At 62.3% G+C, this 23,458-nt stretch carries 27 protein-coding genes; 15 read left to right on the top strand and 12 right to left on the bottom strand.

Going from position 1 to position 23,458, the window contains the following annotated elements; translation table 11 throughout:
* Positions 1 to 5: 5 nt before the first annotated feature.
* A complete protein-coding gene (locus ACRWQA_RS03350; RefSeq protein ID WP_263581187.1) occupies positions 6 to 347 on the top strand; it encodes a hypothetical protein in 342 nt (113 codons plus the stop codon).
* Positions 348 to 351: 4 nt separating this feature from the next.
* Here the strand turns inward: ACRWQA_RS03350 and ACRWQA_RS03355 are convergent, their stop codons facing one another.
* A complete protein-coding gene (locus ACRWQA_RS03355; protein WP_434227107.1) occupies positions 352 to 573 on the bottom strand; it encodes a DUF3820 family protein in 222 nt (73 codons plus the stop codon).
* Between the two features lie 136 nt (positions 574 to 709).
* On the opposite strand from ACRWQA_RS03355, the gene ACRWQA_RS03360 reads away from it, so the two are divergent.
* From ACRWQA_RS03360 to ACRWQA_RS03375, 4 genes are all read left to right on the top strand, one after another.
* On the top strand, positions 710 to 1,534 hold the full coding sequence (locus ACRWQA_RS03360) for an endonuclease/exonuclease/phosphatase family protein (protein WP_434227109.1): 825 nt from the start codon (positions 710 to 712) through the stop codon (positions 1,532 to 1,534).
* Positions 1,531 to 2,730 carry a cardiolipin synthase ClsB gene (gene clsB, locus ACRWQA_RS03365; protein ID WP_434227110.1) on the top strand — a complete coding sequence of 400 codons (1,200 nt, stop codon included), beginning with the start codon at positions 1,531 to 1,533 and terminating at the stop codon, positions 2,728 to 2,730. The genes ACRWQA_RS03360 and clsB overlap by 4 nt, the downstream gene beginning before the upstream one ends.
* 16 nt (positions 2,731 to 2,746) lie before the next feature.
* A complete protein-coding gene (locus ACRWQA_RS03370; protein ID WP_434227112.1) occupies positions 2,747 to 3,730 on the top strand; it encodes a lysylphosphatidylglycerol synthase domain-containing protein in 984 nt (327 codons plus the stop codon).
* Positions 3,731 to 3,862: 132 nt separating this feature from the next.
* Positions 3,863 to 4,609 (top strand): FadR/GntR family transcriptional regulator, encoded by a 747-nt coding sequence (locus ACRWQA_RS03375; RefSeq protein ID WP_434227114.1) that lies wholly within the window; start codon positions 3,863 to 3,865, stop codon positions 4,607 to 4,609.
* 17 nt (positions 4,610 to 4,626) lie between these two features.
* Here the strand turns inward: ACRWQA_RS03375 and ACRWQA_RS03380 are convergent, their stop codons facing one another.
* From ACRWQA_RS03380 to ACRWQA_RS03390, 3 genes are read right to left on the bottom strand one after another with little or no spacing between them, the layout of a single operon-like run.
* Complete coding sequence (locus tag ACRWQA_RS03380) at positions 4,627 to 5,886, bottom strand: allantoate amidohydrolase (protein WP_434227115.1); 1,260 nt, start codon at positions 5,884 to 5,886, stop codon at positions 4,627 to 4,629.
* A 14-nt stretch (positions 5,887 to 5,900) separates the two neighbouring features.
* A complete protein-coding gene (locus ACRWQA_RS03385) occupies positions 5,901 to 6,602 on the bottom strand; it encodes a DUF1028 domain-containing protein (protein ID WP_263581181.1) in 702 nt (233 codons plus the stop codon).
* 7 nt (positions 6,603 to 6,609) lie between these two features.
* Positions 6,610 to 8,001: a YfcC family protein gene (locus ACRWQA_RS03390; RefSeq protein WP_434227117.1), complete on the bottom strand. Its 1,392-nt coding sequence runs from the start codon at positions 7,999 to 8,001 to the stop codon at positions 6,610 to 6,612.
* A 230-nt stretch (positions 8,002 to 8,231) separates the two neighbouring features.
* On the opposite strand from ACRWQA_RS03390, the gene ACRWQA_RS03395 reads away from it, so the two are divergent.
* The 3 genes from ACRWQA_RS03395 to ACRWQA_RS03405 all read left to right on the top strand — a co-directional run bounded on the left by ACRWQA_RS03395 (position 8,232) and on the right by ACRWQA_RS03405 (position 11,106).
* On the top strand, positions 8,232 to 8,546 hold the full coding sequence (locus ACRWQA_RS03395) for a helix-turn-helix domain-containing protein (RefSeq protein ID WP_434227119.1): 315 nt from the start codon (positions 8,232 to 8,234) through the stop codon (positions 8,544 to 8,546).
* Positions 8,536 to 9,801 carry a type II toxin-antitoxin system HipA family toxin gene (locus ACRWQA_RS03400; protein ID WP_434227121.1) on the top strand — a complete coding sequence of 422 codons (1,266 nt, stop codon included), beginning with the start codon at positions 8,536 to 8,538 and terminating at the stop codon, positions 9,799 to 9,801. Before ACRWQA_RS03395 ends, ACRWQA_RS03400 begins: the two co-directional genes overlap by 11 nt.
* Positions 9,802 to 9,960: 159 nt before the next feature.
* Positions 9,961 to 11,106 (top strand): DUF1835 domain-containing protein, encoded by a 1,146-nt coding sequence (locus tag ACRWQA_RS03405; protein ID WP_434227123.1) that lies wholly within the window; start codon positions 9,961 to 9,963, stop codon positions 11,104 to 11,106.
* 48 nt (positions 11,107 to 11,154) lie between these two features.
* Here the strand turns inward: ACRWQA_RS03405 and ACRWQA_RS03410 are convergent, their stop codons facing one another.
* Positions 11,155 to 11,565, bottom strand: a complete 411-nt coding sequence (locus tag ACRWQA_RS03410) for a VOC family protein (protein ID WP_434227125.1) — start codon at positions 11,563 to 11,565, stop codon at positions 11,155 to 11,157.
* A gap of 152 nt (positions 11,566 to 11,717) precedes the next feature.
* Here ACRWQA_RS03410 and ACRWQA_RS03415 point away from each other — a divergent pair, with 152 nt between their 5' ends.
* A complete protein-coding gene (locus ACRWQA_RS03415; RefSeq protein ID WP_434227126.1) occupies positions 11,718 to 12,083 on the top strand; it encodes a YciI family protein in 366 nt (121 codons plus the stop codon).
* Positions 12,084 to 12,147: 64 nt separating this feature from the next.
* On the opposite strand, the gene ACRWQA_RS03420 is transcribed toward ACRWQA_RS03415, so the two are convergent.
* Both ACRWQA_RS03420 and bfr read right to left on the bottom strand, forming a co-directional pair.
* The gene (locus tag ACRWQA_RS03420; RefSeq protein WP_263581173.1) at positions 12,148 to 12,672 is read right to left on the bottom strand and encodes a YgjV family protein; all 525 of its coding nucleotides are present in this window, start codon (positions 12,670 to 12,672) and stop codon (positions 12,148 to 12,150) included.
* A 69-nt stretch (positions 12,673 to 12,741) separates the two neighbouring features.
* On the bottom strand, positions 12,742 to 13,209 hold the full coding sequence (bfr, locus tag ACRWQA_RS03425; RefSeq protein ID WP_263581172.1) for a bacterioferritin: 468 nt from the start codon (positions 13,207 to 13,209) through the stop codon (positions 12,742 to 12,744).
* 246 nt (positions 13,210 to 13,455) lie between these two features.
* Here bfr and nfsA point away from each other — a divergent pair, with 246 nt between their 5' ends.
* The 4 genes from nfsA (at position 13,456) to ACRWQA_RS03445 (ending at position 16,072) form a co-directional block, all read left to right on the top strand.
* A complete protein-coding gene (nfsA, locus tag ACRWQA_RS03430; protein WP_434227129.1) occupies positions 13,456 to 14,187 on the top strand; it encodes an oxygen-insensitive NADPH nitroreductase in 732 nt (243 codons plus the stop codon).
* Positions 14,188 to 14,375: 188 nt separating this feature from the next.
* Complete coding sequence (locus tag ACRWQA_RS03435; protein WP_434227131.1) at positions 14,376 to 14,951, top strand: dienelactone hydrolase family protein; 576 nt, start codon at positions 14,376 to 14,378, stop codon at positions 14,949 to 14,951.
* Positions 14,952 to 15,012: 61 nt separating this feature from the next.
* Positions 15,013 to 15,588 (top strand): nucleoside deaminase, encoded by a 576-nt coding sequence (locus ACRWQA_RS03440; RefSeq protein ID WP_434227132.1) that lies wholly within the window; start codon positions 15,013 to 15,015, stop codon positions 15,586 to 15,588.
* Positions 15,578 to 16,072, top strand: a complete 495-nt coding sequence (locus ACRWQA_RS03445; RefSeq protein ID WP_263581168.1) for a metallophosphoesterase family protein — start codon at positions 15,578 to 15,580, stop codon at positions 16,070 to 16,072. Before ACRWQA_RS03440 ends, ACRWQA_RS03445 begins: the two co-directional genes overlap by 11 nt.
* A 168-nt stretch (positions 16,073 to 16,240) precedes the next feature.
* On the opposite strand, the gene ACRWQA_RS03450 is transcribed toward ACRWQA_RS03445, so the two are convergent.
* The 5 genes from ACRWQA_RS03450 to ACRWQA_RS03470 all read right to left on the bottom strand — a co-directional run bounded on the left by ACRWQA_RS03450 (position 16,241) and on the right by ACRWQA_RS03470 (position 21,539).
* Positions 16,241 to 17,548 (bottom strand): TRAP transporter large permease, encoded by a 1,308-nt coding sequence (locus ACRWQA_RS03450; RefSeq protein ID WP_263581167.1) that lies wholly within the window; start codon positions 17,546 to 17,548, stop codon positions 16,241 to 16,243.
* Positions 17,548 to 18,087, bottom strand: coding sequence for a TRAP transporter small permease subunit (locus ACRWQA_RS03455; RefSeq protein ID WP_434227135.1), 540 nt, complete (start codon positions 18,085 to 18,087; stop codon positions 17,548 to 17,550). Before ACRWQA_RS03455 ends, ACRWQA_RS03450 begins: the two co-directional genes overlap by 1 nt.
* A gap of 70 nt (positions 18,088 to 18,157) precedes the next feature.
* The gene (locus ACRWQA_RS03460) at positions 18,158 to 19,138 is read right to left on the bottom strand and encodes a TRAP transporter substrate-binding protein (protein WP_263581165.1); all 981 of its coding nucleotides are present in this window, start codon (positions 19,136 to 19,138) and stop codon (positions 18,158 to 18,160) included.
* Positions 19,139 to 19,227: 89 nt separating this feature from the next.
* On the bottom strand, positions 19,228 to 20,760 hold the full coding sequence (locus ACRWQA_RS03465) for a class I adenylate-forming enzyme family protein (RefSeq protein ID WP_434227137.1): 1,533 nt from the start codon (positions 20,758 to 20,760) through the stop codon (positions 19,228 to 19,230).
* A 17-nt stretch (positions 20,761 to 20,777) separates the two neighbouring features.
* Complete coding sequence (locus tag ACRWQA_RS03470) at positions 20,778 to 21,539, bottom strand: enoyl-CoA hydratase/isomerase family protein (protein ID WP_263581163.1); 762 nt, start codon at positions 21,537 to 21,539, stop codon at positions 20,778 to 20,780.
* Positions 21,540 to 21,696: 157 nt separating this feature from the next.
* Between ACRWQA_RS03470 and ACRWQA_RS03475 the strand changes: the two genes are divergently transcribed.
* Together ACRWQA_RS03475 and ACRWQA_RS03480 are read left to right on the top strand one after the other, a co-directional pair.
* The gene (locus ACRWQA_RS03475; protein WP_263581162.1) at positions 21,697 to 22,467 is read left to right on the top strand and encodes an IclR family transcriptional regulator; all 771 of its coding nucleotides are present in this window, start codon (positions 21,697 to 21,699) and stop codon (positions 22,465 to 22,467) included.
* A gap of 120 nt (positions 22,468 to 22,587) precedes the next feature.
* Positions 22,588 to 23,418, top strand: a complete 831-nt coding sequence (locus tag ACRWQA_RS03480) for an AraC family transcriptional regulator (RefSeq protein WP_263581161.1) — start codon at positions 22,588 to 22,590, stop codon at positions 23,416 to 23,418.
* The last annotated feature ends 40 nt before the right edge of the window (positions 23,419 to 23,458 follow it).

The following is a 23,458-nucleotide window of genomic DNA, read 5'->3' on the forward strand; positions in this document are numbered from 1 at the left end:
CACCCATGACGTACGAAGCCGGTTTGCCTACCCAGGCCCGCCACCTGCTCGAAGCTGCCCCGGCTGCCTCGCTGCCGATGACCTACCAGCAGCTTGCCGAAGCGCTTGGGCTCACGCCGCCGCGTACCATCCAGCGTGTGGCCCAGGCGCTCGAAACGCTGATGCACGAGGATGCCGAGCAGGAGCGACCCTTCATCGCCGCATTGGTGGTAAGCCGGCGAGGCAACCTGCCGGCGCCAGGTTTCTTCGAACTGGCCGTGGCACTGGGCCGTTTTCCCGTCGACCCGGCCCGGCATGCCGAGGCGTACCGCGAGGAGTTCCAGCAGGCGCTGGCAGCCCGAAAATAAACGGCTAACCTCGTGTTTTCCCGCGCAGTGGCTCGAGCAGCTCGCCAAGGCCGTTGTGGTCGATCTCGTGCATCAGGTGCAGCAACTCGCCAATCTCGCCGGGCGGAAAGCCCTCCCGAGCGAACCAGTTGAGGTAAGGGCCCGGCAGGTCGGCGATCAGCCAGCCTTCGTACTTGCCGAACGGCATCCTGCGGTTGACCAGCTTTACCAGGTCCTCGGGCTTCACTCGCTCTCTCCTTCGTCGGGCTCCGGGCCGTATCCCACCAGCAAATCCGGACAGGGGCAAGTCGTAGAGGAGTGTCCCGTCGGATTTGCACCTGTCTCGGCTTCTACTGCTAAGCTTCCTTTGACCGGATGGCCGGATGCGTCATGTCAAACAGCGGGAAAAGGATATCGCAGTGAGTGTGACGGAACGGAAGCCGCAACAGAAACTCCAGCAAGCAGCGCCCGTGAAGTCGCTGCAGGTCATGACGATCAACGTGCACAAGGGCTTCAACGTGTTCAATCGTCGTCATATCCTGCCGGAACTGCGCGATGCCGTGTCCACACTCTCGGCCGATATGGTGTTCCTGCAGGAGGTGCACGGCGAACACAAGAAACATTCCCTTCGCTACCATGACTGGCCGGGCGTGCCGCAGTACGAGTATCTCGCCGATACCATGTGGCCCGACTTCGCCTACGGGCGCAACGCCGTCTACCCCGACGGCGACCATGGCAACGCCCTGCTGTCCCGCTACCCGATTCTTCATTACGAAAACAGGGATGTCTCCATTCACGGCACCGAAAGTCGTGGGCTCCTTCACTGCCAACTGGCGGTACCCGGGCAGCCCACGGTGCATGCGGTCTGCGTCCATCTTGGGCTGCGCCAGAAACACCGCCTGCTGCAGCTGAGACTGTTATGCAAGCTGCTGGACTCGATACCCGACGATAAGACGGTCATCGTCGCGGGAGATTTCAACGACTGGCAATTGAAAGCCGATGTGGTGCTGGCCGAGTGCGGGCTGCGCGAGGCGTTCGTGGACTGCAAGGGAGGGCCAGCAAAAACGTTTCCGGCGCGCTGGCCTCTGCTGTGTCTGGACCGGATATATGTCCGCCACGCCTCGTGCCGAAACCCGAGAGCCCTCGATCGCAAGCCGTGGTCGCATCTCTCCGATCATGTTCCGCTCGTTGCAGAGATAGGCCTGTGAGATTCCAATGGAAGGAAGGCAATCAAGCCGAACTGTTGATCAATGGAAGTCAGTACTTTCCCCATGTGTTCGAGGCAATCCGTTCGGCACGCCGGGAAATCCTGATCGAGACGTTCATCATCTTCGATGACGAGGTCGGCCAGGCGCTCAAGGACGCCCTGCTCGAAGCCGCGGCCCGACAGGTGCGCATAGAAGTCACGGTGGACGGCTACGGCACGGCGGACCTGAGCAGCGAATATATTGACGAGCTGGCCGACGCCGGCGTTCACATGCATGTCTATGACCCGAAGCCTCGCCTCTTCGGCGTGCGCACCAACCTGTTCCGCCGCCTGCACCGCAAGATCGTGGTGGTGGATGGCGAGGTAGCCTATATCAGCGGGATCAATTTCGGCTGGGACCACCTGCCCGACAAGTACCTAATGGGCAAGCAGGACTATGGCGTATGCGTGCGCGGGCCGGTCGTCGAGGACATTCGTCGCGCCGCCAGGGCGCTGCTGATGGAGCACCAGGCCGTGCAGGGGTTGCCGACAACCCTGGTCGGCACTCCGCCGGTGGGGCAGGCCGTCATGCGCCTGGCCATTCGTGACAATCATCTGCATCGCACCGATATCGAAGACCACTATCTGCAGGCGATTCGAACCGCGAAGTCGCGGCTGCTGATCGCCAACGCCTACTTCTTTCCCAGCTATCGCATATGGCGTGAGCTACGTAATGCATCCCGCCGGGGCGTCGAGGTGACCCTGATCCTGCAGGGGCGCCCCGACATGCCCTGGGCGCGGATGTTCTCCAGCTCGCTGTACAGCTATCTGCTCAAGGACGGCATCCGCATCTACGAATACAAGGAGCACCCCCTGCACGGCAAGATCGCGATTGCCGACGAAGAGTGGGCAACGGTGGGGTCGAGCAACCTTGACCCGCTCAGCCTGTCGCTCAACCTGGAGGCCAACCTGTTCATACGCGATGCCAGCCTCAACCGGGAGATATACGATCATCTGATAGGGCTCATCGAGAGCAGCTGCCATAGGATCACTCCCGAAGCGGCAAATAAAGGGCGCTGGTGGCGGGCACCGCTGATGTTCGTGAGCTACCACTTCCTGCGTCACTCCCCGATCAGCGTGGGCTGGCGGCCGGGTCATGCGTCCAGGCTCGAGACGCTGACGTCGAAGGAAAGGGTCAGCAAGGACGAGCCGCAATGAAGCGGCAAGGTTACCTATGAAGAAGGCTACCAGGACGGACAATTCACGCCCCCGCAGGCGCTGGCTGAAATGGTTGAAGCGCATCGCCACCCTGGCATTCTTCGTGCTGGTCGCGGTGCTGCTGTTCTCGCTGGCCCGCAACGTCGACTGGCACGAAGTCATCGAGACCCTGCGAGGTTACAGCCCGTTGATGCTGGTCGCCGGGGTGGGCATTACTGCGGTCAGCTATCTCGTCTTCAGCAGCTACGACCTGCTGGGAAAGAAGTACACCGGCCATGGGCTGTCGACCGGGCGCGTCCTGCTGGTTGCCTTCGTGTGCTATGCCTTCAATCTCAACCTGGGCGCCTGGGTGGGCGGCCTGGCCATGCGCTACCGGCTCTATACCCGCCTGGGCCTCGGCGTGGGTATCGTCACGCGCATTCTCAGCATCAGCCTGATCGCCAACTGGTTGGGCTACATGATTCTCGCTGGCGCCATCTTCTCATTTCGCCTGCTCGAGCTGCCCCAGAACTGGGAGATAGGCGCCACCGGCCTGCAGTTCATCGGCTTCGGGCTGCTCGCCGTCGCTTTCGCTTACCTGACCGCCTGTCGCTTCTCCAAACGGCGCGTATGGCACATTCGTGGCCATGAGATCGTTCTTCCGCCGCTCAGGCTGGCGCTGATGCAGGCGGCCCTGGGCGCGGCGAACTGGTCGTTGATGGCAGCGCTCATCTACCTGCTGCTGCCGCAAGGGCTGTTCTTTCCCAGCATCCTCGGCATCCTGCTGATCAGCTCCATTGCCGGGGTCATCACCCATATTCCCGGTGGCCTCGGCGTGCTCGAAGCGGTATTCCTCGCCTTGCTTCAGCACCACGTTGCCCCGAGCCTGATACTCGCCGCGCTGATCGGCTACCGTGCCCTCTATTTCCTGCTGCCGCTGACGGTGGCCTTCCTGGTCTATCTGGTGCTGGAACGGCGGGGCAGGAAGCGGAAAAGAGCGCAAGCCAGGCAGGAAGGGTGAGCGAGCCAGCGTACCGAAACCAGGATTATCCGAACGTGCCGAGGTTGCTAGCTGGGTTGGAATTGGTTGCGCTCTGTTCGCCTCCAGATGAATGGCTTACCCTTGGTTTTCCTGTGTTGCAAGAGAGAAGCAATGGCTGGTTCTGCATCGCGCCGCCTGCCCTACCACGTCGCGGATATCATCAAGGGTTGGATCGTGGAGCGTCAGTTGGTGCCGGGCGATCGCCTGCCCAGCGAGGCCGAGCTGATGGAGACCCTGGGCGTATCCAAGGGCACCATTCGCGAGAGCACGCGGGTGTTGGAAGCCCAGGGTCTGGTGGTGACGCGTACCGGCCCGGGGGGCGGCGTTTTCGTCTGTCGAATGAGCGAGGCCAAGGCGACCTCGCTGCTTAGTCATTACTTCTATTTTCAGGACATCTCGATTCGGGATATCTACCAGATCCGCCTGGCGCTGGAGCCCGAACTCGCCGCTTCGCTGGCCGGCAAGGTCAGTGCCGAAGATCTGGCTCGCCTGCGCGAAAGCCTGCACACCTACGCCACGCCGGCCCCCGACATGGAGACCGAGCGCCAGCAGCACATCGACTCGCTGCGTTTCCACGAAATGCTGGCCGAGCTGGCGGGGGGCAATCCGCTGCTGTCGTTCATCATCCGCTTCACCGTGCAGGTGCTCTCCGACCTGACCGTCTATCGCCGGCTCTACGAGCCAGGGGACCACCAGATCGGTCCTACCGGCTGCCAGTATCACGCGCGGCTGCTGGATGCCATCGAGGCGGACGATGCCGACCTGGCCCGCGATCTAATGCGCGAACATATGCTCTCGGCCCAGGCGGTAATGAACGACAACGAAGCCCAGGTGCGGCGTGGCTTCCTGACCGACTGATGCCGTGCCCTGCTTGATCAGCTCCTGCTGCGCGCTTTCGATCCCAGATTGGTGAGGAAACGCATCAGCACACGGGTCGCGCGGTCGGCGTCCTCGATGCTTATGGCTTCGTCCGGGTGATGGCTCAGGCCGTCCTTGCAGCGCACGAAGAGCATGCCGATATCGGTCAGGTCATGCATGGCCAGTCCGTCGTGGCCGGCACCGCTGAACATGCGTTCGGCGGGCTCACCGCACTCCTCGCAGGCGCCCTCCAGGGTTTCGATCAGCCATTCGGCGCATGCCACTGCTTCGGCCTGGTAGGTGGGCTCGCTCGACAGCTCGAGCCCTCGCGCCTGGGCAAGCCGCTGGCAGGAATCCAGGATTTCCCTGCGGCCCTGCTCGCGTACCGTGGTGTCGGGGGAGCGCAGCTCCAGCGTGAAGTTCACCTCGGCGGGAATCACGTTAACGGCATTGGGCCTGACTTCCAGCTTGCCCACCACCCCAACGAAGTCCGGGGTGGCGTTCAGTATCCTGTCCGCTGCCACCACCATCTCGGCCGCACCCACCAGGGCGTCGCGACGGCCCGGCATGGGCGTGGTGCCGGCGTGGCCGGCCTTGCCGCGCACGCAGATGCGATGACGCTCGATCCCGGTCAGTGCGGTGACGACACCCACTGCCTGATCGCGCTGCTCCAGCACTGGCCCCTGCTCGATATGCACCTCGACGAAGCCGAATACCGCCTCGGGCTTGCGTGCCAGTTGGGGAATCGCTTCCGGATTGCCACCGAAGGCCTTGAGCGCTTCACCGAGCGTCACGCCGTCGGCGTCACGTGCCTCGAGGCTTACTGGATCGAAGGTGCCGGCCAGGGCGCGGCTGCCGATCAGGGTTGACTGGAAACGCGTGCCTTCCTCGTCGCCGAAGGCCACCGCCTCGACCCCGTAGGGTAACTCGATGCCGACTTCCTTCAGCGCCTGAAGGGCTTGCAGCGGCAGGGCAATTCCCAGCATGCCATCGTACTTGCCCCCCTCGGCGACCGTGTCCTGGTGGGAGCCCAGTATCAGCGTCTTTTCGCCCGCCATGGCGCGTGCATTGCGCCCTACCAGGTTGCCGGACGCATCGAGTTCCGGAGTCAGCCCGGCCTGGCGCATCCAGTCGGCGATAAGCTCCAGTACCTTGCGATGCTCATCGGAACAGAACAGGCGCGTGACGCCCGGGCCGGGCCGGGAGTGGCGCGCGGCCTCGTCCAGGCGCGCCATCAAGTCTCGGCCCAGGGCCGTCTGCGTCTTGGAGTCGGTCATGCTTCTCTCCTGAATCAATGCGTGGGCAGCGAGGCAAGGAAGGCGGAGAACGCCGGGGCGCGTACGCGACGAACCAGCGCTCGTAGCGCACCGGCGGGATCATCGTCCCAGTCCACACGTAGGTCGATGGGGGCCGCATCGAAGGACTCGATACGCAGGGCGGCCGAGCGGGTGCCGCGGGCGTCGCCGCCGACCTGCAAAGCCGTGTCCAGCGATTCGATCAGCGTCTCCAGCAGGTGTGCCTCGTAGCCGTCGCGATAACGGGGCGTGACACCCTGCGCCAGTACCTCGTCGGGGTTGGCGCAGGTCAGCGCCAGAAAGGTTTGCAGCAGTTTCGCCACGACCCGCTCATCGGCCAGCATGTTGCCGGCGGCCGCCACCGTAGGGCGAAGCTCGGCGCTAACCACGGCGACGTTGTCATTGCCGGAGTGCACTGCGGCCTGGCCGTCGGCATCCATCACCAGGCACTGGCGGCGTGATGCACCGCTGTCCCGCCGGATCACCTCCTGCAGGGCCTGCTGGGCCGTGCACTGCTGGCCCAGCGCCTTGCGAATACCCTCGGGGTACCAAGGATTCGTGATCAGTCCTTGGGTGGCGCAAGCGCCCAGGCCACGCCAGGCATGATGCACGTAGCCGCCCACCGCCACGCCGCCGGTGGCCGTCAGCGCGGCGACCGTGCCGGTCGCCGGCTGCACGTGGATGAGTGACAGGGTCATGAGTTGCTCAGTAGCCGACGTAGTGGCCGATGACCAGACCGACCCACGCCAGGATATAAACCAGCGCCATGAAGGGCAGAATGGCCTTCAGCCACTTCACGTAGGAGACTCGCCCCAGGGCCAGCATGGCCAGGGTGCCGCCGGAAGTGGGCACGATCAGGTTGGTCAGGCCGTCGCCCACCTGGAAGGCGGTGATCATCAATTGGCGGCTCATGCCCACCAGGTCGGCCACCGGTATCAGGATGGGCATGGTGACCAGGGCCTGCCCGGAGCCGGAAGGCACGAAGAGGTTGATCGCGCCTTGTACCACGCTGGCCATGATCGCCGACATGGCGCCGGGAATCCCCTGGATCAGGCCGCTCAGCCCGTGAACGATGGTGTCGATGATCTGGGCCTGGTTGAGGATCACCTGGATGGAGGCGGCCAGGCCGATGACCAGCGCGCCGGCCGTGACCTTGGCAGCTCCTTCCATCATTTGCGCGACGATCTCGTTGGCGCCTAGCCCGTTGACGATACCGATCACGATGGCCATCAGCAGGAACATGCCGGCGATCTCGTTGATGTACCAGCCTTGGGTGAAAACACCCACCAGCATGGCCGCCAGGCCCAGGATGAACACACCAAGGGTCATCTTGTTTTGCTTGGTCAACTGGTATTCATCCAGTGACTTGGTCATGGCCTTGGCGTTGTCCGGCTCCTCGAAATCCATCTTGACCACCCACTTGCAGATGTAGAACGACAGCAAGGCCAGCGAAGAGACCACCAGCAGCGTACGCAGCCAGGCGCCTGAAAAGGTCGGCAGCTCGGCGATGCCCTGGGCCACACCCACGGTATAGGGATTGATCGGCGAGAGTGCGAAGCCGATACCGATGCCGCCGACGGCCATTGTTGTGCCGACCAGGCTGGAGCAGCCGATGGCACTGGCGATCAGCACCGCGATGGGCACCAAGGCGATATTGTTCTCGAATCCCACGGCCACGCCGAAGAATCCGTAGATGAAGGTGCCGGCGGTAATGATGATATTGCGTCGTTCGACGCCGACCCGGTTCACCGCCACGCCGATTGCGTTCTCCAGGGCGCCGGTGCGCTGCAGGATATGAAACAACCCGCCGGCTATGAACACGATGAACAGGTAGAGCGACGCCTCGTTGAGGCCGCGCGGGACCGCCACGAAGATATCGAAGGGCGAGATGGCGCCCACATCGGGAAGGTATTCGAAGGAGTCCGGCACCACGACGGTGCGTCCAGCCTCCTCGACCCGCTCGTACTCACCCGCCGGCACCACGAAGGTGAGGGCATAGGTGGCCAGCAGAATCATGAAAATGAGAACCATGGGGTCGGGTACCGTCTGGTACCACTTCTTCTTGCGCTGTGTCAGCGCCTGCTCGGTTGTCTGCATGTCGTTGTCCTTGTTCGCCGGGCGCCGGCGAGGGGAGTACCGACGCATACCATGAAATTTATCATGATAAATTGGCGGGTCAAGGAACGAGGCGAGCTCAAGAAATGCGTGCCCGAGGCTCTGGCCTGAAAAAAAGTAGCGGACCGATACACTGGCGTTTCATCATCACAAGCGCTAAATTGCAACTTATACGTTGCCTATTTATCAGTAATGCAACACATGTGATGCTTATGAGTCTTCTCGATCAATACCGTCAAAGGCGGCTGGCGCTCCAGCTCACGCAACAGGATATGGCCGATCGAACCGGCATGGTTCGTCAGCAGTACCAGCGTCTCGAGCAAGGAGGGAACCCTCGCCTGAACACCCTCGAGCTTGCTGCGGACGGGCTCAATGCCAGGTTGACGCTGATCCCGCTTGAAAAATGGCACGCCGTCCAGTCGTTGTTGAAGGGAGAGATCAGCGAGACCGCTGGCCTCGATGCCGACCCTTGGCAGGGCCTGCTCGGAGACGACGAAGGTGATGAGAGCGAGCGCAATGAAGAATGAGGCGGTCGAAATGCTGTGTCTCGAGCTGCACGGTAGCCGGGTGGGATACTTGGCCGGCTACCGAAGTGGGCGCAACGTCATGGTTTTCGATGACGCCTGGCGACTCGATGTCGAGCGTCCCACGCTCTCGCTGACCTTGCACCCCAACTTTCCTCGCGCAGGCGAACTGATGCAGTCGCCCTGGATCCGTCAGCAGCGACTGCACCCCTGGTTCTCCAATCTACTGCCGGAAGGGGCGCTACGCGACTGGCTGGCCCAACGACTCAAGGTCCATCCGGACAACGAGTTCCCCTTGCTAGCGAGCCTGGGGCATGACCTTCCCGGTGCCCTGCAGGTGGCACCTGTGGCGCCCGACGAAATGCCGGACTGGGTGCTCAGCCACCGCCGCAGCGTCATGCCGGTGCGTCGGGTGGCCGAGGTGGGCGGCGGTTTCTCGCTTGCCGGAGTGCAGATGAAGTTCTCAATGCGCGAACGTGACGGGCGTTTTCACTTCGGCCATGCTGACGAACTCGGCGACTGGATCGTCAAGACACCTTCGACACGCCATCCTCACGTTCCCGAGAACGAGGCCACAGCGATGTGGCTGGCCGAGAGCGTCGGCGTCGAGATACCCGAGGTTCGTCTGATCCCATTGGATGCTCTCGAAGGCCTGCCAGCGATCAATCTGCCGCAAGAGCAGTTCGCTTACGCCATTCGGCGATTCGATCGGAAAGGCGAACGGCGAATTCACGCCGAGGACATGGCACAGGTGCTGTTTCGCTATCCCCATGAGAAATACGACGGACCCAACTACGAGCGCCTGGGGCGCTTGTTGCGGGAATATACCGATGACGGCCTGGCCAATGTTCAGGCCTTCGCTCGCCGCCTGCTGGTAGATGTGCTACTTGCCAATGGAGACGCTCACCTCAAGAACTGGAGCCTCATCTATCCCGATCAGCGTACGCCGCGTCTGGCACCTGCCTACGATATCGTCACCACTTTGGCCTACCTCGAAGGTGACCACCAGTTAGCGCTCAATTTGAATGGAAAAAAGGAGTGGTATCGGCTGGGTAAGGAGGACTTTCGCCGTTGGGCCGAAAAGGCTGGTATCGCCTGGCCTGCCATTCGTGCGGTACTCGACGATACCATCGAGCGTGCCCGTACCCAGTGGCCACGCCAACTAGAGGAGATGCCCATGGCCAAAGCGCACAAGGCGATTCTCAGACAGCATTGGCGTAGCCTGGCGCCAGAATGGCGAATCACGGCTCTGCGGTAAGCAGGTTGCAATTGACACTTCCCCCGCATCCGCGCGAGGCTAGGGGCTGCGCCGCAAGGCGTCCCCGTCCGCGGAAAGGGCTGCGCCCAACGTTTCATATCACTGACTCCATACGACTCCCGGCCTGCCCGGCGGACACAGGCGCATGGAGGGAATCGTATGTCCACGCTCCCCCGGCGTGACGCCACGTCTCACGGTCGCTTCAATCTCGAACAGCAGCGCAAGCGCGCCAAGGAACTGCTCAAGGCCGCCCGTGCCGACGAACCGGCCGCTCTGGCGCGGATGCTTCAGCACATCCCGCCGCGCGAGACGCCGCTGAAACTCGCAGACGCGCAGTTCGTCATCGCCCGCGAATGTGGTTTCCCGAGTTGGGCGAAGCTCAAGTCGCATATCGAATCGATCGATGCCTCGCGGCGGCGGCTGAACGAGCGCGGCGTCCGAGACATGGCTACGCTGCACATTCGCTGCGGCTCGGATATCGAGCACAGCCTGCGCACCGCCGGCTTCGAGGGCGACTTCCTCGAATTCTCCGATCCGTTCTGCATCGGTCCGTTGCAGGATCTTCCCCCCGAGGAGTTGATGCGGCTGCGTGCCGGCTTCTTGGCGGAGGTTTCCGGCATGGCCGAGCGTGATGCACTGGCCCGGCTGCGCAAGAGCTACGAAGCATTGGACCAGCTCGAACGCTATGAACGGCTGGTGCTGTGGTTCGAGCACGACAGTTACGACCAACTGATACTCGCCTATCTGCTTTACCGGCTGCATGCGAGCCCGCCCCAGGCGCGAATCGAGCTGGTGGCGGTAGAGTCTGTGCCCGGGGTGGAGCGTTTTATCGGCATCGGCCAGCTGGCGCCGGATTTACTGGCCTGGCTCTGGCAACAGCGCCGCCCCGTTGAGGCGCCACTGCTCGAACTGGGCGTCCGGGTCTGGCAGGCACTCACTGCCGACGGCCCCGAGCCGCTACGAGCGCTCGTTGCCACCGGCACCCCGGCCCTGCCGATGATGGGCCGCGCGCTGGCCCGGCACATGCAGGAATCGCCAGCTTCAGATACCGGCCTCGGCCTGACGGAACGGCTTTCGCTCGAAATCGTACGCGACCATGGCCCGCTAACGGTGGGTAAGGCCTTCTCCTATCTGATGCGTGAATACGAGCCGCTGCCTTACCTGGGCGACCTGATGTTCTGGTGGCTTCTCCAGCCGTTGATTGCCGAACCAGAGCCGCTTCTAGCCATCAGCGATATCCACCGGGAGTGGCCCCACCGCCAGCTCGCCCTTACGGAGCGGGGGCGGGACGTGCTCGAAGGGTGAAGTATCTGGCTGCCGCAGTAACGGTACGGAGAGCGGTGAAACGTCGGATCAATCGTTCGATGGCATGGCCGCCGGATCCATCCAGAATGACTCCCACACATGGCCGTCGGGGTCGGCCAATGCACAGCTGTACATGAAACCGTGGTCCTGACGCGGGTTGATGTCGGCGGTGCCGCCATTGGAGCCGGCCGCCTCGTTCATGGCATCTACCGCTGCGCGGTTCTCGCAGGAGAGTGCCAGCATCACTTCGCTGGAATCGGCCGGCGGAATCGGGCGGTCGGTGAAGGTGCGCCACTTGTCATGGGTGAGAAGCATTACGTGGATCGTTTCGCTCAACACCATGCACGCCGCCGTCTCGTCGGTGAAATGGGGGTTATTGGTAAATCCGAGCGCCTCGTAGAACGCCATCGATTTTTCTAGATCGACAACAGGGAGGTTCACGAAGATCATGCGTGACATAAGAAAGCTCCATCGGGTGGTGTAACAGGATTAGTCAATTGTGCTGGCTCCTGCTAGTCGATTGGGCCATGGAGATTTCGACAAGGCCACGCATGTCGAAAACACGAGCGCCAAAACGATAATGACCAAACACACAACGGAAGGAGCCCAGCATGCGCTACGCCTGCTTCATCTATTACGACCCCAAGGTGCTTTTTGGCGGCAGCCCCGAAGCCAACGCAGTGCTCGAAAAGTGCGCGAGCTACGACGAGGTGCTGAAGGCGAGCGGCCACTTCGTCATGGGCGAAGCCCTGGAACTGCCGGAAACCGGGCAGGTCGTGCGGAAGCGAGAAGGGGAGGTTCTGGGAACAGACGGCCCCTTCATGGAAACCAAGGAAGTTTTGGGCGGCATCATCCTCATCGAAGCACCGGATCTCGACGAAGCTGCGCGTGTGGCGGGCGGACATCCCCTGGCCAGCATTGGAGCCATCGAAGTGCGCCCCGTAGTGGACTTCAGCCAGCCGCGACCGGTGATGTAATACCTTCTCGGCGCTTGCTATTTCTTCCGGCGAAGAGCGCCGGGAATGTGAGGAGTCGCAGGCATCACGCCGTGTACGGCAACCGCGCGTCTCGGCGCAGGCGCAGCATGGTGATCACGTTGGTCAGGAAGATCAGGCTCTCGGCAATCGTGCCGCCGATGGAGCCTGCCAGCACGTTACTGGCGACCCAGCACAGCGCCGCCGCGGCCAGGGCGATACGCATGGGAATGCCACTCAGCATGAACATGCCGTAGGTGCCTAGCAGGCCCGCGGCCAGGGCCGGGATGTCGCGCGGGCCGCTCCAGGTCAGCAGAGCGACCACCAGAGTGGCGAGCAGCATGCCGAGCATGATCGCTCGATGGCGCGGGAAGCGGCGCACCAGGGCAATGCGCAGTACGATCAGTGCCGAGATGCCCGCGGCCACCCAGCTCTCGAACAGGGCGAACTGCGCGGCGAAGGCCACGTTGGCGAACAGCAGCAGCACGAACAGTCGGTCGTCGCGCTTGCTGGCGAAGGCCACCAGGCACAGGGCCAGCGCCACCAGACTGACGCCCTGGCCCAGCAGCCATCTCAGGCCGATCTCTTCCATGCGTCATTCCGTTATCGAGCTAATAGAAACTCGAGCTTAGCATGGCAATCTCGACCGGGCGTCCTTGGCTCACATCTGGGAGAGCAGGTAGTTCGGCTTGCCCAGCATCTTGATCAGCCGTAGCTGCTGCTCGAGCCAGTAGGCGTGGTCCTCTTCGGTGTCGGCCAGCAGCCCCAGCAGCACGTTGCGGGTCTGGAAATCGCGCTCCCGCTCGCACAGGGCAATCGCTTCCTTCAGGGCATCGCCCACTTCGTATTCGAGCTGGAGGTCATTGCCGAGCATTTCCTCCACGTCCTGGCCGACCCGAACCGGAGTACGGGTATGCATGTCCGGCTTGCCTTCCAGGAACAGGATCCGCTCGATCAACTGCTTGGCATGGCCCTTCTCGTCGTCGAATTCGTGGGCGATGCGCTCATAAAGCTTGGTGAGCCCCCAGTCGGCATACATCTCGGAGTGGATGAAGTACTGGTCCATGGCGGCGAGTTCCGCTGCCAGCAGGCCGTTCAAGGCGTCGATGATGGTCTGTTTGCCTTTCATGCGGTTCCCTGTATTAGCGCTAACGGGTAGATTGACCCATACTAGGGTGAATCATTGGTTAGGTCAATTTTCCTTTAAATTCATATGCTTGATATTGAATCCGCGTGCGATTCGCATTTGGTTTCCAAAGCGGTCACGACAGCCAAGCGTGGCCAGGATTCACCTTCTCAGGACAGGCGATGCAATGCGCTGGCGAATGAAAGATACTAAGCAGAGTAACGATCGACAGGCATTACGCGAGGCGACATGAATCCCACCATCGAACTGCTGAAATCCCACCGCTCGATTCGCAAATTCACCGACCGCAAGATCCCTCACGAACTGCTGCTCGAACTGGTTCGTGCCGGCCAGGCCGCCGCGACCTCCAGCCATGTGCAGGCCTACAGCGTCATTCATGTAAGGAACCCGGCCAACCGCGAGATGATCGCCGAACTGGCAGGCGGCCAGTCGTATGTCGCCACCGCCTCCGATTTCCTGGTGTTCTGCGCCGACATGAAGCGCCCCACCGAGGCCTCCGAGCGTACCGGCGCCAACGTCGTGCGCGGCATGACCGAGCAACTGTTGGTAGCAAGCGTGGATACCGCATTGATGGCCCAGAACGTCGCCATCGCCGCGGAATCCGAGGGGCTCGGCATCTGCTACATCGGCGGCATTCGCAACAATCCCCAGGCCATCAGTGACCTGCTGCGCCTGCCGGAGCACGTCTACCCGGTGTTCGGCATGTGCCTCGGCTATCCGGCCGCCGACCCGGACGTCAAGCCGCGCCTGCCGGTGGAAGCTATCCTCAAGGAGGATTACTACACCGATGACAGCGAACAGGTAGCGGCCTTCGACGAGGCTATGCAGGCTTACTACAGCGAGCGCCGAGGCGGCAACAAGGACTCTGATTGGTCGCGCAATCTCACCCCGCTGTTCGACAGCAAGCTGCGCGCCCATATGCGCGACTTCCTGGTTGAGCGCGGCTTCGAGATGAAGTGATTATTTGCTTCCCTTGGCATACCCGTCGACCGACTGAAGCGACGAGATGCCCCCAGACGTTAAAAAGGCATCGCGTAGGCGAGGACAACGTGTCGCCAGCCTGCTCTTGGTTGGAGCGTAGGTGAAGCTTACGCAGCAATGGATTGATATCGGTATGGAACGACGCGAACCATGAAAGAGAGAATTGAATGGCTGAGATCGTATTGTTTCATCACGCCCTAGGGCTGACTCCTGGCTTCATCGAATTTGCCGACAGGTTGCGGCGGTCCGGGCACGAAGTGCATATACCCGATCTTTTCGGTGGACGTACCTTCGACAATATCGAGTGCGGTATGGGGTTCGTTGAAGAGCTTGGGTTTGGTGAAGTGATCGAGCGTGGGGAGAGAGCGGTAGATGGGCTGTCTAATGACCTCGTCTACGCCGGAATTTCCCTCGGCGTGCTTCCGGCTCAGAAGCTCGCCCAGACTCGAGCCGGTGCGCGTGGTGCCCTTTTATTCGATTCCTGTGTGCCGGTCTCGGAGTTCGGGCCCGCTTGGCCGAAAAACGTGCCCGTGCAGATCCATGCCATGGATGCCGATCCGTTTTTTGTTGGCGAGGGGGACATGGACGCAGCCCGTTCGCTCGTCGAAGCCGTCAAGGAGGCAGAGTTGTTCCTCTATTCGGGCAATCAACATATCTTTACTGACAGCTCTCTGGGTTCGTACGATGCCGAGGCAACGGCTCTCATGCTCCAACGACTATTGAAGTTTCTGGCTGCACGTTAACGGAATGATTGCGGACCAGACGGTTCGAGCTTTACCCATCAACCGGAGCATCGGAGACATCATGGAAACCCTGTTGAGTTCACGCTCGGAAGTGACGGAGGCCGCCCTGGCCGCCATCGCACACATGCCCACCGCCAGTCTGCCGGTGTTGATGGACGATGCATTTGCCCAGCGCTTGACCGATGCCGACCTCATGCGGGTCGCCGTGCTGCTGGCGCAGAAGAGCCATGACGAGGGTGGCTGCCCCATCGGCGCGGTAATCGTCGATAACGCCACGCGTCGCATCCTCGGCAAGGGGCACAACACCCTGGTGCAGGAGAACCACCCCTACAACCATGGGGAGACCTCCGCCATTCGCGATGCCGGTCGCCGCGACTTCAGCCGGGCCACGCTCTTCACCACCCTGAGCCCCTGCGAGATCTGCGCAACGCTGCTTCACATGCGAGGCTTCGCCCGGGTAGTGGTGGGTGACGTTACCAATGCCTCCGGGACGGAGCCTATGCTGCGCGACAAGGGCGTACAGGTGGACATCCTGGAAGACTCGCGCGGTATCGAGCTCTATGCCCGCTTCCGTGCCGAGCGGCCCGAGCTGGACCTCGAAGACTGGAAGGGTGTGAGAGCCACGCGTGAGCGATAAGGCTTCCATTACCACCGAGCTGCCGATCGGCGTCATCAGCGATACCCATGGGCTGCTGCGCCCCGAGGCGCTGACGCTGCTGGAAGGCTGCGAGCTAATCCTGCACCTGGGCGACGTGGGCAGCCGGGACGAGGACGCCGCCATTCTCGAGCGGCTGGCGGAGCTGGCACCGGTGGCGGCGGTGCGCGGCAATATCGACACCGCTCCCTGGGCCGAGGCGCTGCCGCTGACGCTAAATCTCAGCGTCAACGGCTGGCGCCTGCACCTGGTGCATATCCTGCAGGAATTCGACCCGGCCACCCCCTGCGACGCCGTACTCCATGGCCACTCCCACAAGCCGCGCCACGAATGGCAGGGCGGCCGACTGCTGTTCAACCCCGGTGCGGCCGGCAAGCGCCGCTTCCGTTTGCCCATCACCCTGGGCAAGCTCTGGGCCGACGAGCGCGGCCTACGCGGTGCCATCCTGCATTTGCCGCTCCGTTGAGCCAGGCATTGGCCAAGCCATCCTTCGTTACTAATCTGAATGTTGGCCACTCTATCCCGAACCTGCGCGCATGGTGCTCCGGTGGCTGCTCCAGCCGTTGACCGAAGCATGCAAATCGGCAGGCGTACGCCCCGAACCGGGGCGTGACGGAAACGACCGGGATCGAGATCACATCGTGGCTTCGTTCATATAGCCGGGCAGGAAGGTTGCCAGGCCGGGGAAAGCGATCAGCAACAGCGCCATGAGCGCCATGATCAGGAACATCGGCGCCGCTGCCTTGGCGATGAAACCGAGGCTGTGGTTGGTCAGGCCCTTCATGACGAAGAGGTTGAAACCGACCGGAGGCGTTATCTGGGCCATTTCCACCATGACCAGAACGAAGATACCGAACCAGAGCAGATCGATACCGGCTGCGTTGAGCATGGGCGTGACGACGGCCATGGTCAGCACCACCGCCGAGATGCCATCCAGAAAGCAGCCCAGCACGATGTAGACGAACATCAGGGCCATCAGCAGCATGAAGGGCGTGAGATCCAGGGTGCCCACCCACTCGGCCAGGCCGCGCGGAAGCCCGGTGAAGCCCATGGCCAGCGTCAGGAACGAGGCGCCTGCCAGTATCAGGGCAATCATGCAGGAAGTCTTCGCTGCCCCCATCAAGCTCTCTACCAGCGAGGAAAAGGTCAGGCTGCGCTGTATGGCGGCGAGCAGCAGGGCACCGACGACCCCGAGAGCGGCGGCTTCGGTCGCGGTAGCGAGGCCGGAGTACATCGAGCCAATCACGGTAAGGATCAACAGTGCGACAGGAATCAGCAGGCGCGATTCATAGAGGCGGTGCTTCATCGTCATGGCCGGTTCTTTGTCGATGTTGGGCTTCTTCAGAAGCCCCCAGGCCACCACATACCCCATGAACAGCGCAGCCAGTATGAGGCCGGGGAGTATCCCCGCGATAAAGAGCTTAGGGATGGACTGATTGGTGATCACGCCATAGACGATCATAGTCAGCGAGGGGGGAATCATCAGGCCAAGGGTGGAGGCGCCGGCCAGGGTTCCCACGCTCATGAAGTCGGAATAACCGCGCTTTTTGAGCTCAGGCATGGACATCTTGCCCACGGTGGTCAACGTGGCGGCGGAAGAACCTGAGACCGCGGCGAACAGGGTGCAGCCGATGACGTTGGTATGCATCAGCCGCCCAGGCAGCCAACTGAGCCAAGGGCTCAATCCCCGGAAGAGGCTTTCGGAAAGCCGCGTACGGTATAGGATTTCTCCCATCCAGATGAACAGAGGAAGGGCCGTGAGCGTCCAGCTCGTCGAAGACGTCCAAAGCGTGCTGTACATCGAGGCCCCGATCGGGCGGCCCGTGAAGAACGCGATGCACACGATGGCCACCCCGACCAGGGACAGGGCCACCCAGACGCCGGAGCCCAGCAGCAGGAAAAGGATGAGCAGAAGCGCAATGGCCAGTTCGGTGATGTCCATCAGAGACTCCTCACGGGATGGGTTCCGTGGTGGTTGGCGCCTGCGGAACGAAACAGCGCGGCCAGGGTGCGCACGAAGTGATCGAGTATCGAGATCGTGAAGGCCGTCGAGCCAAGCGCAAGCAGCGACTGGGGGATCCAGAGCGGCATTGCATCCTGCCCTGATGAGACGTCGCCAAACCGATATGACCAATAGGCCGCATCGAAGGCGTGCCACGTGATGAAGCCTGCGATGCCGCCCGCGACCAGCAGGCACCACAGCTCGCCGATGGGGCGAAAGCGCCCGAGCCGTTCCACCAGGAGACCGACGCGGATATGCCCACCTTCGTGAAAGGTGTAGGCCGCGGCAAGGAACGTGCTCGCGCCCATCAGGTAGCCGGCATAGTTGGTGGCGCCAGGCAGGGTCATGCCGCTCCAGCGCAGCACCACCTGGACGACGATCACGACCAGCATGATGAAAATGCATAGCCCGGCGAGATACCCGAAGACGCGATAGAGCGTTTCCAGCCACCTGGCTGCACGGAAAGTGGAGGAATTCATGGGAGCGACCTCTAGTTCAACCAGCTAAGCGGAGTCCCCATTCCGCGGAATGGGGACATGAACCGTACCGTCATTGCATGGCACGATATTCCTCTACCAGTTGCTGGCCTTGCGGGCCGGCCTTCTCCAGCCACTCCTCCTGCATCGCTTCACCGATGCGGTTGAATTCCGCTTGCAGCTCCTCGTTGGGCTGGTTGATCGCAACGCCCTTGTCGCTCAGGCGGTTCTTGAGTTCATCGGTGAGCTCCCTGGCCTGCTCCTCGCCGCGCTGCTCGGCTTCTGCGGCAATCGCCAGGACTTCCTGCCTCGTCTCCTCGTCGAGAGCTTCCCAACGGTCCTTGTTGACAAAGACGTGGCTGAGGACGAGCCAGGCCTTGGCATCGTAGAAATGGGGAAGATAGTCCCACAGCTGGTGGTTGTAGACGGGGTCGCCGGAGGAGATCAGCGATTGCACCATGCCGGTGGCGGCCGCCTGTGAAAGCTCGGCCTCCTCGATCAGGGTCGGCGTCATGCCCATCAGTTCGGCAAAGCGCGCCGTCGCCGTATTATAGGCCCGGAACTTGAGCCCCTCCGCATCCTCGGGCGACTCGATCTCGCGATCGAAGAAGATGCCCTGTGGGGGCCAGGGGATATGGTAGAGCAGTTGAAGGTTCTGCTCCGCCATCATCTCGTCCAGTGCCGGCTTGGTCACCTCCCAGAGCTGGGCGGACTCTTCGAAGGAATCCGCCAGGAAAGGCACGGAATCGATACCGTAAAGGACGTTCTCGTTCTGGTGGGCGGACAGGACATGAACGCCTATCTGTGCCTGGTCGCGCTGAACGGCACGCTTGATCTGATCGCCGGGGAACAGCGACCCGCTCGGGTGAACGCGTATGTCCAGTTCGCCATCGGTGGCCTCGCGCACCTGATCGGCGAACCAGCTGACGTTCTCGGTGATGTAGTTGTCCGAGGGTTGCGGGGAAGGAAGGTCCCAGACGTCGGCGTGGGCCAGTCCGTTGATTGCCAGGGTCAACGAGGTAATGGCGGCGGTCTTGCGCAGTACGTGAACCATGCTGTTGGTCTCCTCTTTTCTAGTTGTAGGAAGGGTGGTCGGGTCTTTTCTCTTGTCGTTATTGTCCATCTTTTACCTCTGGTTCACGGTCAATGAAGCCGTTGGCTATCCCAGGCTTCGTGTAGGGTCTTGGGCAGGCTGTGCTTGACGATGCGGTGACTGGGAGTTCGCTCGAACTCATCCACGATGGCGAGATAGCGTGGGCACTGGTAGGAGGCCAGGCGCTCCTTCAGCCACAGGTAAAGCTCACGAGGCTCGATATCGCGACCGGCCTTCGGCTTCAGGAAGAGCTTGATCTCCTGCTCACCGATGTCGGCGGCGACACCGATCATCGCGCACTCCTCGACGTCGGGGTGCTGCTGGGTGACCGACTCCACCTCCCAGGCCGAGACGTTCTCGCCCCGACAGCGCACGCTATCGGTAATGCGCCCGAGGAAGTAGAGAAAGCCGTCCGCATCGAGCCAGCCGCGGTCGCCGGTATGCAACACGCCGTTTGCCAGCGTCTTCTCCGTGGCCTCGGCGTTGCGGAAGTAGCCATCGAACAGCACGCCGGGCTGCGTTTCACGGACCACTACCTGGCCCGGCTCGCCTGTCGGTACCGGGCGGCCCCGGTCATCGTGAATGGCGACGTCCAGCCAGGGAACGACGCGGCCCACCGACCCCGGCCTGCCTTCGGCATTGAAGGTGGTCAGGCTCGAGGCTTCCGTCATCCCGTAGCACTCGCGGATCTCGAAGCCGAAGCGATCCTGCAGGGTCGACCAGATATCGCTTGGACAGCCCCCTCCCCAGGCGATACGCACGTTGTGCGCAGTCTCCCGCTCGCTGGGTGGCTGCTTCAGCAGGATCTGCAGCACGCCACCCAGGTAATGGATATGAGTCGCACCGCTGGCCTCGACCTGCTCCCAGAAGCGACTGGCGCTGAAGCGCTCGGTCAGGCTGAGTCGCACATCGAAGAACAGAGGCAGCAACAGCATCTGGGCGCCGCCGATGTGGTAGAAGGGCTCCCACTGGAAGAAAACGTCGCCCGGCTTGATCGAACAGAGCAGCTCGACGCTCTTCAGGGCGTACGCCATCATCGCGTGCGTGACGCGTACCCCCTTTGGCTTGCCCGTCGTGCCGGAGGTGTACATCAAGGCGTACAGCTCCGACATGGCCGGCGCCGGTGCGTCCAGTCTTCCCTTGCCTTGCAGATGCTCGGCGATCGTGTCTTCCGCGCCTCCCAGCAGCAGCGTCCTGCCCGTGAATGCCGCCCCGCTATCGGCGACGACCGGCCACAGGTCGGCATCGGTGAACAGAATCGCGGGGTCGCAATGCTCGAGGATGTACTTCAATCCATTGCCGCGCTGGCGAGCATTGACCGGCACCCAGACGATACCGGCCTTGGCCAGGGCGAACAGGATGGCGATGGCCTCGGGGCCGTTGTGCATCATGACCGCGGCACGCTCGCCGGGGCGAATGCCCAACTCCCGGCGAAGGTAGGCGGCGAGTGCCTCGGCCTGGCGGTCGAGCTCGCCGAACGTCAGGGGGCGTTGATCGAAGTGCCCGAACAAGCGCTCCGGCTCGCGCGTTGCGATATCGCGCAGCGCGAGAATGAAGCTGGGATCGTTGAGGTTGAATATCATAGGTGTCAGATTCCGATTCAACCGTTTCGGCGCTTGAGGAAGAGCTCCATCATGCGTGCCGGCTCGCCCGAGGCGTAGGCCTCGCCCTGGATGCGAACCCCCGCCTCGAGGCAGTCGCGGAAGCCGGGCTCGGTGATCTCCTTGAAGCGCTGACGATCCAGGCGCATCGCAACGGGCGGCTTGTCGGCGAGCTCTTCCCCCAGCGCCAGCGCTTCCGGCAGCACCTGGTCGGCAGCGACCAGGCGGTTGATCAAGCCGAGGGCATGCGACTCGTCGGCATTCATCAGGCGGCCGCTCAGGGTCAGGTCGATGGTACGAGCGAGCCCCAGGTGTTCGCGCATGATCCAGGGGCCAGTGGTGCTGGCGATACCCGAGTTGATTTCGGGCTGCCCCATGCGAACGTCGGCATGGGCGATGCGGAAGTCGCACAGCAGGGCAACCTGGAAGGCCGAACCGGCCGCCACTCCGTTGAGCGCGGCAATGATGGGCTTGGGACTGCTGCGCAGCTTGCCGTAGAGGGTCTCCCACTCTCCCACCCAGCTCTTGGCCCGTTCAGCGTCGAAGGACCGGGTCTCGTTGAGATCCTGGCCGGCACTGAAGGCCCGCTCGCCCGCTCCGGTCAGCACGATGGCGCCGAGGGAATCGTCATTGCAGAACGTGTCGAGAGCGGCGATGAGCTGCTGACGCATCTCGCTGTGCCAGGCATTGAGGACTTCGGGGCGGTTCAGGGTGATGACACCGACACGGCCTTGCTTGTTGGTGAGGATGTGTTCGGACATGATTGCCTCTCGGTTGTTTGTATCTTTGTGATTGCAATGCGATCACTAGTGATCTACATTCAATCAATGTAGTTGAATGGCGAGCGTTGTAAAACCCAAAATCGACCCAAGAAACGACTTTTCTTGCGAAAAGATCCGTCTGAAAAGGGGTAAGTGTTTGAGCGAAAAAGAAAAAGTGGACCGCTTGCTGGTCAAGAGCGTAGTGAAGGCGTTTCGGATCCTCGAGGTCTTCGATGCCGAGCACCCGGCGATGAGCGTCAAGCAGCTGGCGGAACGCTGCGACATGGACCGGAGTGCGGCGCAGCGTTTCGTGCACACCCTGACGCAGCTAGGCTACCTGCAGCGCAACGAGGAGACGCAACTGATCGAGCCCAGCGTGCGCACGCTGGATATCGCCGCGCACTACCTCCATGCGCACCCACTGGTCGACAAGGTACGTCCCTACCTGCTGAACCTGAGCAAGGAAACGGAAGGTTCGGTCAGCCTGACGATTCTGGATGGGCAAGACGTGGTGTATCTCTCCCGCTTGCTGAGCCGCAACATGCTGGATACCGACATCACCATCGGCTCGCGCCTTCCGGCATTCTGCACGGCGCCTGGGCTGGCGATGCTGTCGCAGTTGGAAGAACAGGAGGCGCGGGCGGTCCTGGAGCGGACGCAGCGAAAGGCCTACACGCCGAATACCGTGCATGAGGTGCCTGCGATCATGGAGCGCTTGGCCCGATTCCGGCGCCAGGGGTATGCCCTTTCGGTGGAGGAGTATTTTCTCTCCGACATCTCGATTGCGGTACCGGTACTGGATAGGCACAACCGACCGCGGGCGGCCGTGAGCATTTCCATGTCCCGGGTGCGGAGTATGCCCGAGGAACTGGAGCAGAACCTCTCGGATCTCCTGATCGCCACGGCGCGCCAGTTGTCGAGGTTGTAGCTACTTTCAGAGTTACTATGCTGGGAATTATCCCCCTTGGCCCCTTTCCGCAATAATGTCCAAGCCTTCCTATGGCACCGAGCTTAAGCTATCCCTGTATGGCGTTCAGGGAGGCGCGACATGGCGAAGCAATCCAGCCGGTTCGATTACTACAAGAGCCGACAGATACCCGAGCTTACGGTACTCCAGGCGTCTCTGAGCGACTTCTGCTACGACCGCCACGCCCATGAGGAGTATGCCTTCGGGGTGACTCTCTCCGGGCGGCAGGACTTCTTCAGCGGCGGGCAGTTTCACCGCAGCCCGCCCGGCAACGTCATCCAGTTCAATCCCGAGCAGGTGCACGACGGCCATCCGGGCGACGACAGCAGGCTGGGCTACGTGATGGTCTACGTGCCTCCCGCCCAGCTCGAGGCTTCGTTCGCCGACGCGGCAGGATGCGAGCGTGCCGCCCGGTTCCAAGGCAGCGAGACCCTGCTGGCCGACCCCGAGCTGCGCCGCGCCATTCTCGATCTTGCGCAGTTGATGATTCACCAGCAGGGCACGCGCATCGACCAGGAGCACGCCCTGCATCGCATGGCGACTCGCCTGGTGCAGCGTGCCGGCAAGTTCCAGCCCGGCGGCAGGGTGAGCCGGCCCGATGCGCTGTTGCTGCGCGCCAAGGAGTACGTGCTCGCCCACCTGGAGTCGGATCTCTCGCTGGACGAGATCAGCCAGGCCGCCCATCTCTCGAAGTACCACTTCCTGCGCCTGTTCCGGCAGCAGTTCGGCATTACGCCGCACCAGTACGTGCTGAGCTGCCGGGTCAATGCCGCGCGCACCGCCCTGGAGGCCGGCGTGGCGCCCTCCGAGGTGGCCTTCCGCTACGGTTTTACCGACCTCAGCCATTTCAACCGCCGCTTCAAGCGCATCTACGGCAAGACGCCATATCAGTACCAGCGCAGCGTCACCTAGCGGCGCTTAACCTCGGCCGCTCGGCCACCCAACGTACTTC

It is taken from the genome of Billgrantia sp. C5P2, from assembly GCF_051062895.2.

Excerpts from the sequence above, each read along its gene's own strand:
- ACRWQA_RS03440 (WP_434227132.1), top strand. The coding sequence starts at position 15,013 with ATGGAAACCCTGTTGAGTTCACGCTCGGAAGTGACGGAGGCCGCCCTG.
- nfsA (WP_434227129.1), top strand. The coding sequence starts at position 13,456 with ATGAATCCCACCATCGAACTGCTGAAATCCCACCGCTCGATTCGCAAA.
- ACRWQA_RS03450 (WP_263581167.1), bottom strand. The coding sequence starts at position 17,548 with ATGGACATCACCGAACTGGCCATTGCGCTTCTGCTCATCCTTTTCCTG.
- ACRWQA_RS03460 (WP_263581165.1), bottom strand. The coding sequence starts at position 19,138 with ATGGTTCACGTACTGCGCAAGACCGCCGCCATTACCTCGTTGACCCTG.
- ACRWQA_RS03455 (WP_434227135.1), bottom strand. The coding sequence starts at position 18,087 with ATGAATTCCTCCACTTTCCGTGCAGCCAGGTGGCTGGAAACGCTCTAT.
- ACRWQA_RS03405 (WP_434227123.1), top strand. The coding sequence starts at position 9,961 with ATGTCCACGCTCCCCCGGCGTGACGCCACGTCTCACGGTCGCTTCAAT.
- ACRWQA_RS03465 (WP_434227137.1), bottom strand. The coding sequence starts at position 20,760 with ATGATATTCAACCTCAACGATCCCAGCTTCATTCTCGCGCTGCGCGAT.
- ACRWQA_RS03420 (WP_263581173.1), bottom strand. The coding sequence starts at position 12,672 with ATGGAAGAGATCGGCCTGAGATGGCTGCTGGGCCAGGGCGTCAGTCTG.
- ACRWQA_RS03380 (WP_434227115.1), bottom strand. The coding sequence starts at position 5,886 with ATGACCGACTCCAAGACGCAGACGGCCCTGGGCCGAGACTTGATGGCG.
- ACRWQA_RS03415 (WP_434227126.1), top strand. The coding sequence starts at position 11,718 with ATGCGCTACGCCTGCTTCATCTATTACGACCCCAAGGTGCTTTTTGGC.
- bfr (WP_263581172.1), bottom strand. The coding sequence starts at position 13,209 with ATGAAAGGCAAACAGACCATCATCGACGCCTTGAACGGCCTGCTGGCA.
- ACRWQA_RS03400 (WP_434227121.1), top strand. The coding sequence starts at position 8,536 with ATGAAGAATGAGGCGGTCGAAATGCTGTGTCTCGAGCTGCACGGTAGC.
- ACRWQA_RS03390 (WP_434227117.1), bottom strand. The coding sequence starts at position 8,001 with ATGCAGACAACCGAGCAGGCGCTGACACAGCGCAAGAAGAAGTGGTAC.
- ACRWQA_RS03435 (WP_434227131.1), top strand. The coding sequence starts at position 14,376 with ATGGCTGAGATCGTATTGTTTCATCACGCCCTAGGGCTGACTCCTGGC.
- ACRWQA_RS03375 (WP_434227114.1), top strand. The coding sequence starts at position 3,863 with ATGGCTGGTTCTGCATCGCGCCGCCTGCCCTACCACGTCGCGGATATC.
- ACRWQA_RS03470 (WP_263581163.1), bottom strand. The coding sequence starts at position 21,539 with ATGTCCGAACACATCCTCACCAACAAGCAAGGCCGTGTCGGTGTCATC.
- ACRWQA_RS03385 (WP_263581181.1), bottom strand. The coding sequence starts at position 6,602 with ATGACCCTGTCACTCATCCACGTGCAGCCGGCGACCGGCACGGTCGCC.
- ACRWQA_RS03395 (WP_434227119.1), top strand. The coding sequence starts at position 8,232 with ATGAGTCTTCTCGATCAATACCGTCAAAGGCGGCTGGCGCTCCAGCTC.
- ACRWQA_RS03360 (WP_434227109.1), top strand. The coding sequence starts at position 710 with ATGCGTCATGTCAAACAGCGGGAAAAGGATATCGCAGTGAGTGTGACG.
- ACRWQA_RS03370 (WP_434227112.1), top strand. The coding sequence starts at position 2,747 with ATGAAGAAGGCTACCAGGACGGACAATTCACGCCCCCGCAGGCGCTGG.
- ACRWQA_RS03350 (WP_263581187.1), top strand. The coding sequence starts at position 6 with ATGACGTACGAAGCCGGTTTGCCTACCCAGGCCCGCCACCTGCTCGAA.
- ACRWQA_RS03480 (WP_263581161.1), top strand. The coding sequence starts at position 22,588 with ATGGCGAAGCAATCCAGCCGGTTCGATTACTACAAGAGCCGACAGATA.
- ACRWQA_RS03410 (WP_434227125.1), bottom strand. The coding sequence starts at position 11,565 with ATGTCACGCATGATCTTCGTGAACCTCCCTGTTGTCGATCTAGAAAAA.